This window comes from Micromonospora sp. Utrum1 (assembly GCF_057197805.1).
The window spans coordinates 6,888,253-6,904,514 of the sequence record NZ_CM170071.1; the positions used below are offsets into that span (position 1 = coordinate 6,888,253).

Annotated in this window: 12 protein-coding genes; all 12 read right to left on the reverse strand. The window is 68.5% G+C overall.

The window, feature by feature from the left end:
* Nucleotides 1-12: 12 nt before the first annotated feature.
* The 12 genes from rplW to rpoB all read right to left on the reverse strand — a co-directional run bounded on the left by rplW (nucleotide 13) and on the right by rpoB (nucleotide 16,075).
* A complete protein-coding gene (gene rplW / locus AC0OLQ_RS32405; protein ID WP_091317975.1) occupies nucleotides 13-315 on the reverse strand; it encodes a 50S ribosomal protein L23 in 303 nt (100 codons plus the stop codon).
* Nucleotides 312-962: a 50S ribosomal protein L4 gene (gene rplD, locus AC0OLQ_RS32410; protein ID WP_355638003.1), complete on the reverse strand. Its 651-nt coding sequence runs from the start codon at nucleotides 960-962 to the stop codon at nucleotides 312-314. The genes rplW and rplD overlap by 4 nt, the downstream gene beginning before the upstream one ends.
* Nucleotides 959-1,624, reverse strand: coding sequence for a 50S ribosomal protein L3 (rplC, locus tag AC0OLQ_RS32415; RefSeq protein WP_357338663.1), 666 nt, complete (start codon nucleotides 1,622-1,624; stop codon nucleotides 959-961). Before rplC ends, rplD begins: the two co-directional genes overlap by 4 nt.
* Before the next feature lie 11 nt (nucleotides 1,625-1,635).
* Nucleotides 1,636-1,944: a 30S ribosomal protein S10 gene (gene rpsJ / locus AC0OLQ_RS32420; protein ID WP_007073037.1), complete on the reverse strand. Its 309-nt coding sequence runs from the start codon at nucleotides 1,942-1,944 to the stop codon at nucleotides 1,636-1,638.
* Between the two features lie 353 nt (nucleotides 1,945-2,297).
* Nucleotides 2,298-3,491 (reverse strand): elongation factor Tu, encoded by a 1,194-nt coding sequence (gene tuf / locus AC0OLQ_RS32425; RefSeq protein WP_262283035.1) that lies wholly within the window; start codon nucleotides 3,489-3,491, stop codon nucleotides 2,298-2,300.
* Nucleotides 3,492-3,715: 224 nt separating this feature from the next.
* Entirely contained in the window at nucleotides 3,716-5,812 is a 2,097-nt protein-coding gene (fusA, locus tag AC0OLQ_RS32430; RefSeq protein WP_484529312.1) for an elongation factor G, read from the reverse strand.
* Nucleotides 5,813-5,887: 75 nt separating this feature from the next.
* Nucleotides 5,888-6,358: a 30S ribosomal protein S7 gene (gene rpsG, locus AC0OLQ_RS32435; RefSeq protein ID WP_088647009.1), complete on the reverse strand. Its 471-nt coding sequence runs from the start codon at nucleotides 6,356-6,358 to the stop codon at nucleotides 5,888-5,890.
* Between the two features lies 1 nt (nucleotide 6,359).
* On the reverse strand, nucleotides 6,360-6,734 hold the full coding sequence (gene rpsL, locus AC0OLQ_RS32440) for a 30S ribosomal protein S12 (protein WP_007465318.1): 375 nt from the start codon (nucleotides 6,732-6,734) through the stop codon (nucleotides 6,360-6,362).
* A 534-nt stretch (nucleotides 6,735-7,268) separates the two neighbouring features.
* Nucleotides 7,269-7,691 (reverse strand): hypothetical protein, encoded by a 423-nt coding sequence (locus AC0OLQ_RS32445; protein WP_357338979.1) that lies wholly within the window; start codon nucleotides 7,689-7,691, stop codon nucleotides 7,269-7,271.
* A 545-nt stretch (nucleotides 7,692-8,236) separates the two neighbouring features.
* Nucleotides 8,237-8,605 (reverse strand): hypothetical protein, encoded by a 369-nt coding sequence (locus AC0OLQ_RS32450; protein ID WP_484529313.1) that lies wholly within the window; start codon nucleotides 8,603-8,605, stop codon nucleotides 8,237-8,239.
* Nucleotides 8,606-8,674: 69 nt separating this feature from the next.
* On the reverse strand, nucleotides 8,675-12,562 hold the full coding sequence (locus tag AC0OLQ_RS32455; RefSeq protein ID WP_484529314.1) for a DNA-directed RNA polymerase subunit beta': 3,888 nt from the start codon (nucleotides 12,560-12,562) through the stop codon (nucleotides 8,675-8,677).
* Nucleotides 12,563-12,643: 81 nt separating this feature from the next.
* Nucleotides 12,644-16,075, reverse strand: coding sequence for a DNA-directed RNA polymerase subunit beta (gene rpoB, locus AC0OLQ_RS32460; RefSeq protein ID WP_357338638.1), 3,432 nt, complete (start codon nucleotides 16,073-16,075; stop codon nucleotides 12,644-12,646).
* Nucleotides 16,076-16,262 lie beyond the last annotated feature (187 nt).

The following is a 16,262-nucleotide window of genomic DNA, read 5'->3' on the forward strand; positions in this document are numbered from 1 at the left end:
TGTCTACACCCCTCAGCTGACCGGGCCGCCGAAGGCCTCGATACGGTCACCGTCAGCCAGCTTCACGATCGCCCGCTTGGTCGACTTGCGCTGACCGAACCCGGTCTTGGTGCGCTTGCGCTTGCCCTCGCGGTTGAGCGTGTTGACCGTCAGGACGCGGACGTTGAAGATCTGCTGGATAGCGATCTTGATCTCGGTCTTGTTCGCGTCCGGGTGCACCAGGAAGGTGTACCAGTTCCGGTTCAGCTCGCTGTAGCTCTTCTCCGAGACGACCGGGGCGACGATGATGTCGCGCGGATCGGCGATCGTGCTCACTTGCCACCCTCCTCGGTGGTCTCGGCGGGAACGCCCAGGAACTCGTCCAGGGCCTCCTTCGTGAAGACCACGTCGTCGGCCACCAGCACGTCGTACGTGTTGAGCTGGCCGGCCTCGATCAGGTGCACCCGCGGCTCGTTGCGCAGCGACACCCAGTTCAGCTCGTCGGTGCTGCTCAGCACGACCAGGACCCGACGGGCCTCGGTCAGCTTCGCCAGCGTGGCCAGGGCGGCCTTGGTCGACGGCTTCTCGCCAGAGACGAACGCCTCGACGACGTGCACCTGGCCGGCGCGGGCCCGGTCGGAGAGGGCGCCACGCAGAGCGGCGGCCTTCATCTTCTTCGGGGTGCGCTGGCTGTAGTCGCGCGGCACCGGGCCGTGGACCACGCCACCGCCGGCGAACTGCGGCGCGCGGATCGAGCCCTGGCGGGCACGACCGGTGCCCTTCTGCTTGTACGGCTTCTTGCCTCCACCGGAGACCTCGCCGCGAGTCTTGACCTTGTGCGTGCCCTGCCGGGCCGCCGCCAGCTGAGCCACCACGACCTGGTGCATCAGCGGGATGTTGGCCTGGGCGTCGAAGATGTCGGCGGGCAGCTCGACGGAGCCGGCCTTGTTGCCTTCGACGTTGAGGACGTCAACGGTGGTCACTTGGCCGCACCGCCCTTCTTCACCTTGGTCTTGGCCGCCGTGCGGACCAGGACCAGCGCGCCCTTGGGGCCCGGGATGGCGCCACGGACGAGCAGGAGGTTGTTCTCAGTGTCGACCGCCTGGACGGTCAGGTTCTGGACGGTGTAGCGCACGCCACCCATCCGACCCGCCATCCGGGTGCCCTTGAAGACGCGACCCGGGGTCGCGCAGGCGCCGATCGAGCCGGGCGAGCGGTGCTTGCGCTCGACACCGTGGCTGGCGCGCAGGCCGTGGAAGCCGTGCCGCTTCATCGGGCCGGCGTAGCCCTTGCCCTTGGTCTTGCCGGTGACGTCGATGGCCACACCGGCGGGGAACTCCTCGACCGTGACCTCCTGGCCCGGCGAGTAGTCCGCGGCGTCCGCGGTGCGCAGCTCGACGATGTGCCGGCGCGGCGCGACGTCCGCCTTGGCGTAGTGCCCGGCGATCGGCTTCTTGACCTTGCGCGGGTCGATGGCCCCGTACGCCAGCTGGACCGCGGAGTAACCGTCCTTGTCGGCGCTACGAACCTGGCTCACGACGCACGGGCCGGCCTGAACCACGGTCACGGGAACAACGCGGTTGTTGTCCCAGACCTGGGTCATGCCGAGCTTTGCGCCCAGGATCCCCTTGACTTGCCTGTCCATTTGTCCGGTCCCTACAGCTTGATCTCGATGTCGACGCCAGCCGGCAGGTCGAGGCGCATGAGCGAGTCGACCGTCTTCGGGGTCGGGTCGATGATGTCGATCAGACGCTTGTGCGTGCGCATCTCGAAGTGCTCGCGCGAGTCCTTGTACTTGTGCGGCGAGCGGATGACGCAGAAACGGTTGATCTCCGTGGGCAGCGGCACCGGGCCAGCGACCTGCGCCCCGGTACGCGTCACCGTCTCGACGATCTTCCGAGCCGAGGAGTCGACGACCTCGTGGTCATAGGCCTTGAGCCGGATGCGGATCTTCTGTCCCGCCATGGTGGCTTCTGTTCCTTCTCTCGATGCCGCTGTGTTGCGGGCGCCTGTACCGGCTGGTACAGGCCCACTTCGCCGACCCCCGCGGTCGGGCGTGTCGCGCCCGTGGGCCAGGCTCCGCCCCGGGACTCCGGAGCGATTTCCGACCGCGCGGTGGGTCATGGCGCCGATCGCGGTGACCGCGACCTGGACGCCGCGCGAGGGTGGTTGATCACCATGGGCGATCAACCACCCCACGCGAGACTGTCTGACACCCGGAGGTCCAGCGTTAACCGGACGCGGGCGACCGACCGTCGTTACGCAACCTGACTAGTATGCCGCACGACCGGCGGCAACGCTAATCGGGGTTACCCAGCTCACTTGACGATCTTGGTGACGCGACCAGCGCCGACCGTACGGCCACCCTCCCGGATCGCGAACTTGAGGTTTTCCTCCATCGCGATGGGCTGGATCAGCTTCACGGACATCGTGGTGTTGTCGCCCGGCATGACCATCTCGGTGCCCTCGGGCAGCGTGACGACGCCGGTAACGTCCGTGGTCCGGAAGTAGAACTGCGGACGGTAGTTCTGGAAGAACGGGGTGTGCCGGCCGCCCTCCTCCTTGGAGAGGATGTAGACCGTCGCCTCGAACTCCGTGTGCGGGGTCGTGGTGCCCGGCTTGATGACGACCATGCCGCGCTCGACGTCCTCGCGCTTGATGCCGCGGAGGAGCAGACCGACGTTCTCGCCGGCCCGGGCCTCGTCGAGCAGCTTGCGGAACATCTCGATGCCGGTGCAGACCGTCTTCTGCGACTTCTCGCGGATACCGACGATCTCCACCTCCTCGTTCGGCTTGAGGATGCCGCGCTCCGCGCGACCGGTGACGACGGTGCCACGACCGGTGATCGTGAACACGTCCTCGATCGGCATCAGGAACGGCTTCTCGGTCTCGCGCTCCGGCTGCGGGATCGCGGTGTCGACAGCGTTCATGAGGTCCATGAGCTTGCCGGTCCACTCGGGGTCACCCTCGAGGGCCTTCAGCGCCGAGACCCGCACGACCGGCAGGTCGTCACCCGGGTACTCCTGCGACGAGAGCAGCTCGCGGACCTCGAGCTCGACGAGCTCCAGGAGCTCCTCGTCGTCGACCATGTCGCTCTTGTTGAGCGCCACGACGATGTACGGCACACCGACCTGACGGGCCAGCAGCACGTGCTCGCGGGTCTGCGGCATCGGGCCGTCGGTCGCCGCCACCACCAGGATCGCGCCGTCCATCTGGGCGGCACCGGTGATCATGTTCTTGATGTAGTCGGCGTGACCGGGGCAGTCGACGTGCGCGTAGTGACGCGCCTCGGTCTGGTACTCGACGTGCGCGATGGAGATCGTGATGCCGCGGGCCTTCTCCTCCGGCGCCTTGTCGATCTCATCGAACGGCGTATACGGGTTGAGGTCCGGGAACTGGTCGTGCAGGACCTTGGTGATGGCCGCCGTCAGCGTCGTCTTACCGTGGTCGATGTGACCAATGGTGCCGATGTTGACGTGCGGCTTAGTCCGCTCGAACTTCGCCTTCGCCACTGGTGTCCTCCTGTGGACTTTCTTGGTTCGTTCGCCCCGGTGCGCCGGGTCGGCGCTTAGGACTCTGTCGACAGCCTTTCCGACCTGGTGGCCGGAGAGCCTTGGTGGGTTCTGCGGCGATGAAGCCTACAGGCCCGGAATTCACACAACCCGACCGAGGTGGTCGCGGGCGGGAGATCCCTCCCGCGACCGTCCCCGGATCATCGGGTCAGCTCAGGTGAGCGTCACTCACCCGTCGCCTTGGCGATGATCTCCTTCGCCACGCTCTGCGGAACCTCGGCGTAGGAGTCGAACTGCATGCTGTAGCTAGCCCGGCCCTGGGTCTTCGACCGCAGGTCGCCGACGTAGCCGAACATCTCCGACAACGGCACCAGGGCCCGGACGATGCGGGCGCCGCTGCGCTCCTCCATCGCCTGGATGATGCCCCGCCGGGAGTTGAGGTCGCCGATGACGTCACCCATGTTCTCCTCAGGGGTGGTGACCTCAACGGCCATCATCGGCTCGAGCAGTGCGGGGTCGGCCTTGCGGGCCGCCTCCTTCATCACCATCGAGCCGGCGATCTTGAACGCCATTTCCGACGAGTCGACCTCGTGGTACTGGCCGTCCAGCAGCGTCAGCTTGACACCCACCAGCGGGAAGCCGGCGAGAATGCCGTACTGCATGGCGTCCTGGGCGCCCGCGTCCACCGACGGGATGAACTCCCGGGGGATGCGGCCACCGGTGACGGCGTTCGCGAACTCGTAGGTCGGCGAGTCGTTGTCCAGCGGCAGCGGCTCCAGGCTCACGATCACCCGGGCGTACTGGCCGGAACCACCGGTCTGCTTCTTGTGGGTGTACTCGATCTTCTCCACCTTGCGGCGGATCGTCTCGCGGTACGCCACCTGCGGCTTACCGATGTTCGCCTCGACGTTGAACTCGCGGCGCATCCGGTCCACCAGGATGTCCAGGTGCAGCTCGCCCATGCCGGAGATGACCGTCTGGCCGGTCTCCTCGTCCAGCTTGACGCGGAAGGTCGGGTCCTCCTCGGCCAGCCGCTGGATGGCGGTGCTGAGCTTCTCCTGGTCGGCCTTGGTCTTCGGCTCGATGGCCACCTCGATGACCGGCTCCGGGAAGGTCATCGACTCGAGGATGACCGGGTTCGCCGGGTCGCACAGGGTGTCACCGGTGGTGGTCTGCTTCAGACCCTGGACCGCGATGATGTCGCCGGCCTTGGCGGAGCCGCGCTCCTCCCGCTTGTTGGCGTGCATCTGGTAGATCTTGCCGATCCGCTCCTTGCGGTCCTTGGTGGAGTTGACCACCTGGGACCCGGACTCGACCACGCCGGAGTAGACCCGGACGTAGGTGAGCTTGCCGAGGTGCTTGTCGGTCTGGATCTTGAAGGCCAGGCCGGAGAAGGGCTCGGAGGTCGACGGCTTCCGCTGCAGCGGGGTCTCGCCGTCGGTCGCGGTGCCCTCGATGGCCGGGACGTCCAGCGGCGACGGCAGGAAGTCGACCACGGCGTCGAGCATGGGCTGCACGCCCTTGTTCTTGAACGCCGAGCCGCAGAGCACCGGGTTGGCCTTGCTGGCGATGGTGGCGCGCCGGATGGCGGCCTTGATCTCCTCGACGGAGATCTCCTCGCCCTCCAGGTACTTCTCCATCACCGAGTCGTCGACGTCGGCCAGGGTCTCCATCAGCTTCTCGCGCCACTCGGCCGCGGAGTCGGCCAGGTCGGCCGGGATCTCCTCGATCGCGTAGTCCTCACCCTTCTGGGTCTCCCCGCGCCAGGTGAGCGCCCGCATGTTGATCAGGTCGACGACGCCGATGTGGTCGCCCTCGAGCCCGATCGGGATCTGGAGCACCAGCGGGGTGGCGTTGAGCCGGTCGATCATCATCTGCACGCAGCGGAAGAAGTCGGCGCCGGTCCGGTCGAGCTTGTTGACGAAGCACATCCGCGGGACGTGGTACTTGTCGGCCTGCCGCCAGACGTTCTCCGTCTGCGGCTCCACGCCGGCGACACCGTCGTAGACCGCGACCGCACCGTCCAGCACCCGCAGCGACCGCTCGACCTCGACCGTGAAGTCGACGTGACCGGGCGTGTCGATGATCTGGATCGTGTGGCCCTTCCACTCACACTTGGTAGCAGCGGAGGTGATGGTGATGCCACGCTCCTGCTCCTGCTCCATCCAGTCCATGACGGCAGCGCCCTCGTGGACCTCACCGATCTTGTACGTGATACCGGTGTAGAACAGGATCCGCTCGGTGGTCGTGGTCTTACCGGCATCGATGTGCGCCATGATGCCGATGTTGCGTACGTTGGCGAGCGCGTCTGCGGCGGCCACTTCTATCCCTACTTATCGTCGTCTAGACACAACTGGTGGCGGTTCCGGCGCCTCGTGGGCGCCGGAACCAGGGTGTTACCAGCGGTAGTGCGCGAAGGCCTTGTTGGACTCGGCCATCTTGTGCGTGTCCTCGCGCCGCTTGACGGCGGCACCGAGGCCGTTGCTCGCGTCCAGCAGCTCGTTCATCAGCCGCTCGACCATGGTCTTCTCGCGACGGGCCTTGGAGTACGTCACCAGCCAGCGAAGGCCGAGGGTGGTCGCGCGGGCCGGACGGACCTCGACCGGCACCTGGTAGGTGGCGCCACCGACCCGGCGGCTGCGCACCTCCAGGGTGGGCTTGACGTTGTCCATCGCGCGCTTGAGCGTGACGACCGGGTCGGTGCCGCTCTTCTCGCGGCACCCCTCCAGGGCGGCGTAGACGATGCGCTCGGCGAGCTGACGCTTGCCGCGCATCAGGATCTTGTTCACCAGCTGGGTGACCAGCGGCGAGTTGTACACCGGGTCAGCGACCAGCGGCTTCCGCGGAGCGGGTCCCTTACGCGGCATGTCAGCTCTTCTCCTTCTTCGCGCCGTAACGGCTGCGAGCCTGCTTGCGGTTGCGGACACCCTGGGTGTCCAGCGAGCCGCGAACGATCTTGTACCGCACGCCGGGGAGGTCCTTCACACGGCCGCCGCGGACGAGCACGATCGAGTGCTCCTGCAGGTTGTGGCCGACGCCCGGGATGTAGGCGGTCACCTCGATCTGGCTGCTGAGCTTGACACGAGCGACCTTGCGCAGCGCCGAGTTCGGCTTCTTGGGGGTGGTGGTGTACACGCGGGTGCACACGCCGCGCCGCTGGGGAGACCCCTTGAGCGCCGGGGTCTTGGTCTTGGTCGTCTTGGCCTGACGGCCCTTTCGGACCAGCTGCTGAATGGTGGGCACCGGGTTTCTCCGCTCCCTTCGGCCGCTGCGAGGCGACCGCGCCGTCTGCTCTAGCCGGCCTGATGGACGGCTCTCCTACATTGCAACCAGGGCCACCTGACGGGGGTCCCAGCACCCGCGGTCGGGCGTGTCGCCCGAGTCACGGTCCCCGGCGCGTCGCTCGCGCGTCGTACCAGGGTTTTTGTCACCGGCGCAGGGAACTCCCGGCGCCAGGTCTTGCGGCTCTGTCGTGCGGCGCGCGATCACCGGCTGACCGGTTCCGGCGCACGCACGCATTGCCCGGGCTGGCCCGGGCACAAGGGGAAAGAATACCTACCACAGCCGCGCGGGTCAAAACGGAGCGGCCCGAGAGGACCGCGTCGCAGTCCGCCGGCCGATCGCGTCGTGCCCGCCCGCCCGTCATGGGCACCTACGGTGACAAGTGTACCGGCTTCCCCAGCACTGGGCCGGGCGGCCCCGGTTCCGCCCGCGCACCGGACATCCGGGCATAGCGGTCGTAGCTGGTCAGCGCGCCGCCCGTCCGAGCGGGCCGGCTCACGTGATCTGCAACACCAGGGCCAGCGCGAGCCCGCCCAGGCTGACCAGCAGCCCCACTCCCCCGCAGCTGAGACCGGCCACGGCCAGGCCGCGCCCGGTGAACCGGACCGCCGGCGGCGGCGCCGGCCGCCGGATCTGCCGCCGGGCCAGCAGGCCGGCCACGATCGCCGCGACCCCGGCGATCGCCCCGAGCACGGTGAACGCACCGGCCGCCCAGGCCCCGCCGTAGTTGGTCCCGGCGATGCCGAAGCAGAGGACCAGCAGCGAGACCAGGATCGAGGCGATCCCGGTGACCAGCGATCCGATGGCGAGCCCGGAGGTCACCGGCGGCACGTCCAGGTGGACCACCCCGAACGGCGTGCCCGGGACCGCGTCGACCCGCTTCGGCGGGCGGGCCGCCTCGCGCGGGGGCGGCGGCACTGCCGGGGAAACGGAACCCCAGCCACCGCCGGCCGGCGCGCTCCCCGGCGCCGCCCACCCACCGCCGGGCGGCGACTGCTGCCCGGGGTACGCCCCGGACGCCGGCCAACCGGCCGGGGCGGACGCTCCGTGCGGTGACCCGGGGGACGCGGGAGCGGAGTGCCCGACGTGGTGCGGGGCCGCGCCGGGCGGCGCCGCCGGGGCGGGCGGATAGGGCCCGGCGGGCGGCCAGGACCCGGGCGGCGCGGACTGCGGCGAGGCGTACCCCATGGGGCCGGCCTCCGGCGGCGCGCTCCACCCCTCGGCGGACCGGGCGTCCGGCCTCGATCCGGCGGCATCCAGTCCGGCCCAGGGGCTGGCAGGCGGCGGCCCGCCGGCGTCCGGCCCGGTGCCGCGGCGGGTCGGGTCGCCTTCCGGCGGCGGGGCCGGTTCCGTCACGGGGTCCTCCTGTCGGCATGGCTCGCCCACCGCGCGGCGGACACCGGCCAGGCTACCGCCGCGGGTCCCGCCGGCGGGGTCGGGCGCGGGTGCCCTCCCCCGCCCGGTCAGTCGACGTTGGGGGCAAAGTCGTGCCCCATCGGAGCGCCGGCGAGCCGGACCACACCGATCACCACGGCCGCCACGATCGCCACGGCCGCGAGCAGCAGGCCCGTCCACGCCAACTGCTCGCCCCGGCGCACCCAGCCGGCGCCGGTGAGAAAGCCACCCGAGACGTACGCCTCGCGGCGGGCCTGCCGGGCCAGGGTGAGCGCGATGGTCGCGGGCACCACCCCGCCGACGAAGAACCCGGTGAGCGCCCCGATCAGCCCGAGGGCGAAGACCGCGCGGGCCTTGGTCGAGCGGACCGGCTCGGGGTCGAGCGAGTGGCGCTGCCCCTGCTGGGCGACGGGCACCTGCCCGGGCACGGTCGTCATGCCCACCATCATGCCGCAGACGCGACGAGGCCCCCGGCAGTCGCCGGGGGCCTCGTCGTTTCCTACTGCTTAGCGGTACGACCCGAAGTCGAAGTCGTCCAGCGGCACCGCCTGGCCGCTGGCCGGCCCGAAGCCGTAGTCGGTCTCCGGGTAGCCGGTCATCGAGTAGACCTTGGCCTTCGCCTCCTCGGTCGGCTCGACCCGGACGTTGCGGTACTTGCTGATGCCCGTACCGGCCGGGATGAGCTTACCGATGATCACGTTCTCCTTGAGGCCGATCAGCGAGTCGCTGCGGGCGTGGATCGCCGCGTCCGTCAGCACCCGGGTGGTCTCCTGGAAGGAGGCCGCCGACAGCCAGGAATCCGTGGCCAGCGAGGCCTTGGTGATACCCATCAGCACGGGGCGACCGGCGGCGGGCTCGCCGCCCTCGCCGACGAGTCGGCGGTTCTCCGACTCGAACAGCGCCCGGTCGACCAGCACGCCCGGCAGGAACTCGGTCGAGCCGGAGTCGATGACCGTCACCCGCTTGAGCATCTGGCGGATGATGATCTCGATGTGCTTGTCGTGGATGAGCACACCCTGCGAGCGGTAGACCTCCTGGACCTCCTGGGTCAGGTGGACCTGGACCGCGCGCGGGCCGAGGATGCGCAGCAGCTCGTGCGGGTCGATGGTGCCCTCGGTGAGCTTCTCGCCGACCTCGACGTGGTCGCCGTCGTGCGCCCGGAGCCGGACCCGCTTCGAGATCTTGTCGTAGACAATCTCGTCGCTGCCGTCGTCCGGGATGACGACGATCTTGCGGGACCGCTCGCCGTCCTCGATCCGGATCCGACCCGGGGTGTCGGCGATGGGCGCCTTACCCTTCGGGACCCGGGCCTCGAAGATCTCCTGGACACGGGGCAGACCCTGGGTGATGTCCTCACCCGCGACACCACCGGTGTGGAAGGTACGCATCGTCAGCTGCGTACCCGGCTCACCGATCGACTGGGCGGCGATGATGCCGACCGCCTCGCCGACGTCCACGGTCTTGCCGGTCGGCAGCGAGCGACCGTAGCACGCACCGCAGACGCCCAGCTTCGACTCGCAGGTGAGCACGCTGCGCACCCGCACCGTCTCCACCCCGGCCGCGACGATCGCGTCGACCAGGATCGAGTTGAGGTCCTGACCCCGGTGGGCCACCACGGTGCCGTCCGGCCCCTTGATGTCGTCGGCCAGGGTACGGGCGTGCACGCTGGTCTCGGCGTGCTCGTGCACGACCAGCTTGCCGTCGAGCCGCTCGCCGATCTGCATCGGGATGGCGCGGTCGGTGCCGCAGTCCTCCTCGCGGATGATGACGTCCTGCGAGACGTCCACCAGACGCCGGGTCAGGTAACCCGAGTCGGCGGTACGCAGGGCGGTGTCCGCGAGACCCTTCCGGGCGCCGTGCGTGGAGATGAAGTACTCCAGCACGGACAGACCCTCCCGGTACGAGGCCTTGATCGGCCGCGGGATGATCTCACCCTTCGGGTTGGCCACCAGACCACGGATCGCCGCGATCTGCCGGAGCTGGAGCAGGTTACCGCGGGCACCCGAGTTGATCATCTTCCACAGCGGGTTCTCCTGCGGCAGCGCGGTGTCCATCTCCTTGGCGACCTCGTTGGTCGCCTTGGTCCAGATCTCGATGAGCTCGCCGCGACGCTCCTCGGCGGTCATCAGACCACGCTGGTACTGCTTGTCGATCCGGTCGGCTTCCTTCTCGTACTTGTCCAGGATCTCCCGCTTGCGCGGAGGAGCGATGACGTCCTCCATGCCGATGGTGACGCCGGACCAGGTGGCCCAGTGGAAGCCGGCCTCCTTGAGCCCGTCCAGGGTGGCAGCCAGGGCCACCTTCGGGAAGCGCTCGGCGAGGTCGTTGACGATCGCGGAGAGCTGGCCCTTGCGGATCTCGTAGTTCACGAAGCGGTAGCCCTGCGGCAGCGTCTCGTTGAACAGGACCCGGCCCAGGGTGGTCTCCACCGTCACCGGCTCGCCCTCGACCCAGCCCTCGGGCGCGACCCACGGCTCCGCGCCGGCGCCGTTGTCGACCCCGACGATGCCCCGCAGGCGGATCTTGACCGGGGTCTGCAGGTGCAGCTCACGGTTGTCGAAGGCCATCCGCGCCTCGGCGTCCGAGCTGAACGCCCGGCCCTCGCCCTGCCCAGCGGGGGTGAGGTGGGTGAGGTGGTAGAGGCCGATGACCATGTCCTGGGTGGGCATGGTGACCGGCTTGCCGTCGGCCGGCTTGAGGATGTTGTTCGACGACAGCATCAGGATCCGCGCCTCGGCCTGGGCCTCGGCGGACAGCGGCACGTGGACCGCCATCTGGTCACCGTCGAAGTCGGCGTTGAACGCGGTGCAGACCAGCGGGTGGATCTGGATCGCCTTGCCCTCGACCAGCTGCGGCTCGAAGGCCTGGATGCCCAGCCGGTGCAGGGTCGGCGCCCGGTTCAGCAGGACCGGGTGCTCGCCGATGACCTCTTCCAGCACGTCCCACACGACCGGCCGCTGCCGCTCGACCATCCGCTTGGCGGACTTGATGTTCTGCGCGTGGTTCAGGTCCACCAGCCGCTTCATCACGAACGGCTTGAACAGCTCCAGCGCCATCTGCTTGGGCAGGCCGCACTGGTGCAGCTTGAGCTTCGGGCCGACCACGATGACCGAACGGCCGGAGTAGTCGACGCGCTTGCCGAGCAGGTTCTGGCGGAACCGGCCCTGCTTGCCCTTGAGCATGTCGGAGAGCGACTTCAGCGGGCGGTTACCCGGACCGGTGACCGGCCGGCCGCGACGGCCGTTGTCGAACAGCGCGTCGACGGCCTCCTGGAGCATCCGCTTCTCGTTGTTGACGATGATCTCGGGCGCGCCGAGGTCGATCAGCCGCTTGAGGCGGTTGTTCCGGTTGATCACGCGGCGGTACAGGTCGTTCAGGTCGGAGGTCGCGAAGCGGCCACCGTCCAGCTGCACCATCGGACGCAGGTCCGGCGGGATGACCGGGACGCAGTCCAGCACCATGCCGAGCGGCGAGTTGCGGGTGTTCTGGAACGCCGCCACGACCTTGAGCCGCTTGAGCGCCCGGATCTTCCGCTGGCCCTTGCCGGACCGGATGGTCTCGCGCAGGCTCTCGGCCTCGGCCTCCAGGTCCATGTTCTGGACCAGCGCCTTGATGGCCTCGGCGCCCATGCTGCCGGTGAAGTACTCGCCGAAGCGGTCGCGCAGCTCGCGGTAGAGCAGCTCGTCGGTCACCAGCTGCTTCGGCTCGAGCTTGCGGAAGGTGTCGAGGACCTCGTCGAGGCGGTCGATCTCGCGCTGGGCCCGGTCGCGGATCTGGCGCATCTCGCGCTCTCCGCCCTCCTTGACCTTGCGCCGGACGTCCGCCTTCGCGCCCTCGGCCTCCAGCTCGGCCAGGTCGGCCTCGAGCTTGGCGGCCCGCTTCTCGATCTCCGAGTCGCGGCTGTTCTCGGCCTGCCGCTTCTCGGCCAGGATCTCGTTCTCGATGGTCGAGAGGTCACGGTGACGCGCTTCGGCGTCCACGCTCGTCACGACGTACGAGGCGAAGTAGATGATCTTCTCGAGGTCCTTCGGGGCGAGGTCCAGCAGGTAGCCCAGCCGGCTCGGCACGCCCTTGAAGTACCAGATGTGAGTCACCGGAGCGGCCAGCTCGATGTGACCCATCCGCTCCCGGCGAACCTTGGAGCGGGTCACCTCGACGCCGCAGCGCTCGCAGATGATGCCCTTGAAGCGGACCCGCTTGTACTTACCGCAGTAGCACTCCCAGTCCCGCTGCGGACCGAAGATCTTCTCGCAGAAGAGCCCGTCCTTTTCCGGCTTCAGGGTGCGGTAGTTGATGGTCTCGGGCTTCTTGACCTCGCCGTGGGACCACTGACGGATGTCGTCGGCGGTGGCGAGACCAATGCGCAGCTCGTCGAAGAAGTTGACGTCGAGCACTATGTCCCCTATGTCGTCGTCTGTACTGCCTAGCTAACGGGCGGGGTCGGGAGCCGGCGAACCGGCTCCCGACCGCTCGCCTCAGACCTCTTCGACCGAGCTCGGCTCGCGCCGGGACAGGTCGATGCCCAGCTCCTCCGCGGCCCGGAACACCTCGTCGTCGGTCTCGCGCATCTCCAGGGCCACACCGTCGCTGGAGAGCACCTCGACGTTGAGGCACAGCGACTGCAGCTCCTTGAGCAGCACCTTGAACGACTCCGGGATGCCCGGCTCCGGGATGTTCTCGCCCTTGACGATCGCCTCGTAGACCTTCACCCGGCCGAGGACGTCGTCGGACTTGATGGTCAGCAGCTCCTGCAGGGCGTAGGCGGCGCCGTACGCCTGCATGGCCCAGCACTCCATCTCACCGAAGCGCTGGCCACCGAACTGCGCCTTACCACCCAGCGGCTGCTGCGTGATCATCGAGTACGGGCCGGTCGACCGGGCGTGGATCTTGTCGTCGACCAGGTGGTTGAGCTTCAGGATGTAGACGTAGCCGACCGCGATCGGGTCCGGCAGCGGCTCGCCGGAGCGACCGTCGAACAGCTGCGCCTTGCCGCTGCGCCCGATCATCTGGTTGCCGTCCCGGTTGGGCAGGGTCGACTCGAGCAGACCGGAGATCTCCTCCTCGCGGGCACCGTCGAAGACCGGAGTGGCCACGTTGGTGTCCGGCTCGGACTCGTGCGCGTCGATCGAGCGGAGGTTGCGCTTCCACTCGGTGTCGTCGCCGTCCACGCTCCAGCCGGTCTTGGCCACCCACCCGAGGTGGGTCTCCAGGACCTGGCCGATGTTCATCCGGGACGGCACACCGAGCGGGTTCAGCACGATGTCGACCGGGGTGCCGTCCTCCAGGAACGGCATGTCCTCGATCGGCAGGATCTTGGAGATGACGCCCTTGTTGCCGTGGCGGCCCGCGAGCTTGTCACCGTCCTGGATCTTGCGCTTCTGGGCCACGTAGACCCGGACCAGCTCGTTCACGCCCGGGGGCAGCTCGTCGCCGTCCTCGCGGGAGAAGGTACGCACACCGATGACCGTGCCGGTCTCGCCGTGCGGCACCTTCAGCGAGGTGTCCCGGACCTCGCGCGCCTTCTCGCCGAAGATCGCGCGGAGCAGCCGCTCCTCGGGGGTCAGCTCGGTCTCGCCCTTCGGGGTGACCTTGCCGACCAGGATGTCGCCGGGGACGACCTCGGCGCCGATCCGGATGATGCCGCGCTCGTCGAGGTCGGCGAGCATCTCCTCGCTGACGTTCGGGATGTCGCGGGTGATCTCCTCCGGGCCGAGCTTGGTGTCCCGGGCGTCGACCTCGTGCTCCTCGATGTGGATCGAGGTGAGCACGTCCTGCTGCACGAGGCGCTGCGACAGGATGATCGCGTCCTCGTAGTTGTGGCCCTCCCAGGTCATGAACGCCACGAGCAGGTTGCGCCCGAGCGCCATCTCGCCCTCGTCGGTGCACGGACCGTCGGCGATGACCTGGCCGGCCTCGACGCGGTCGCCCTCGAAGACGACCGGCTTCTGGTTGACGCAGGAGCCGGCGTTGGAGCGGCGGAACTTGTGCAGCAGGTACGTCCGGCGGTGGCCGTCGTCCTGGTGGACGGTGATGTAGTCCGCGCAGAGGTCCTCGACCACACCGCCGACCTCGGCGACGACCACGTCGCCGGCGTCGACGGCCGCGCGGTACTCCATGCCCGTGCCGACCAGCGGGGCCTCGGCCTTGACCAGCGGCACCGCCTGGCGCTGCATGTTCGCGCCCATCAGGGCCCGGTTGGCGTCGTCGTGCTCGAGGAACGGGATCATCGCGGTGGCGACCGAGACCATCTGCCGCGGCGACACGTCCATGTAGTCCACGGCCGCCGGCGCCACGTCCTCGGTCTCGCCGCCCTTACGGCGGACCAGGACGCGGTCCTCCGCGAACGTGCCGTCGGCCCGCAGCGGCGCGTTGGCCTGCGCCTTGACGAACCGGTCCTCCTCGTCCGCGGTCAGGTAGTCGATCTGGTCGGTGACCCGACCCTCGACGACCTTCCGGTACGGCGTCTCGATGAAGCCGAACGGGTTGACCCGGGCGAAGGTGGACAGGGCGCCGATCAGACCGATGTTCGGGCCTTCCGGCGTCTCGATCGGGCACATCCGGCCGTAGTGGGACGGGTGCACGTCACGGACCTCGAAGCCGGCCCGCTCCCGGGACAGACCACCCGGGCCGAGCGCGCTCAGCCGGCGCCGGTGGGTCAGGCCCGCCAGCGGGTTGGTCTGGTCCATGAACTGGGACAGCTGCGACGTACCGAAGAACTCCTTGATCGCCGCCACCACCGGGCGGATGTTGATCAGGGTCTGCGGCGTGATCGCCTCGACGTCCTGGGTGGTCATCCGCTCGCGGACGACCCGCTCCATCCGGGAAAGGCCGACCCGGACCTGGTTCTGGATCAGCTCGCCCACGGTGCGCAGGCGCCGGTTGCCGAAGTGGTCGATGTCGTCGGCCTCGTAGCCCTCCTCACCGGCGTGCAGCCGGCAGAGGTATTCCACGGTGGCGACGATGTCGTCCTCGGTCAGCGTGCCGGTGGTGATCGGCACGTCCAGCTCGAGCTTCTTGTTGAACTTGTAACGACCGACCTTGGCGACGTCGTACCGCTTCGGGTTGAAGAAGAGGTTGTCGAGCAGGGTCTGGGCGTTCTCACGGGTCGGCGGCTCGCCAGGGCGGAGCTTCCGGTAGATGTCGAGCAGGGCCTCGTCCTGCCCGGCGATGTGGTCCTTCTCGAGCGTGGTCATCATCAGCTCGGACCAGCCGAACTTCTCGCGGATCTGCTCCGCGGACCACCCGATGGCCTTGAGCAGGACGGTGACGGCCTGCCGGCGCTTGCGGTCGATGCGAACGCCGACCGTGTCGCGCTTGTCGATGTCGAACTCCAGCCAGGCACCCCGGCTCGGGATCACCTTGACGCTGGAGAGGTCGCGGTCGGAGGTCTTGTCCGGCTGCTTGTCGAAGTAGACGCCCGGCGAGCGGACGAGCTGGCTGACCACGACGCGCTCGGTGCCGTTGATGATGAAGGTGCCCTTGGGCGTCATCATCGGGAAGTCACCCATGAACACCGTCTGGCTCTTGATCTCGCCAGTGGTGTTGTTGGTGAACTCCGCGGTCACGAACAGCGGGGCGCAGTAGGTCAGGTCCTTCTCCTTGCACTCCTCGATCGAGGCCTTGACCTCGTCGAAGCGCGGAGCCGAGAAGGAAAGCGACATGGTGCCGGAGAAGTCCTCAATGGGACTGATCTCGTCGAGGATCTCCGCGAGACCCGAGCGTGCGTGCGGGTCGTCCGCCGACCGGCCCTGCCAAGCCTCGTTGCCGACGAGCCAGTCGAAGGACTCGTTCTGGATGGCGAGGAGGTTGGGGACCTCGAGGTGTTCGGTAATCCGACCGAAAGAAACTCGGCGGGGCGCGAAAGCGCTCGACGTACGACTGGTCTTCGCAGGGCGGGAAGCTGCCAAGATGCGTCCTTCCGAGGACCGGTGCTGCAGAACGGCTGGTACGCGTGCACTCCAATGACCCCACCAGAAATATCCGTAAACGGACATTTCCGAGCAGGGGTCAAGTCGGAAGGCAGCGCAAACTAGCAGTGTAGCCGAGAGGCTAACCGCTGTCCAGCCCACCCCGCAGGTCGTCGCGGAACTTGCC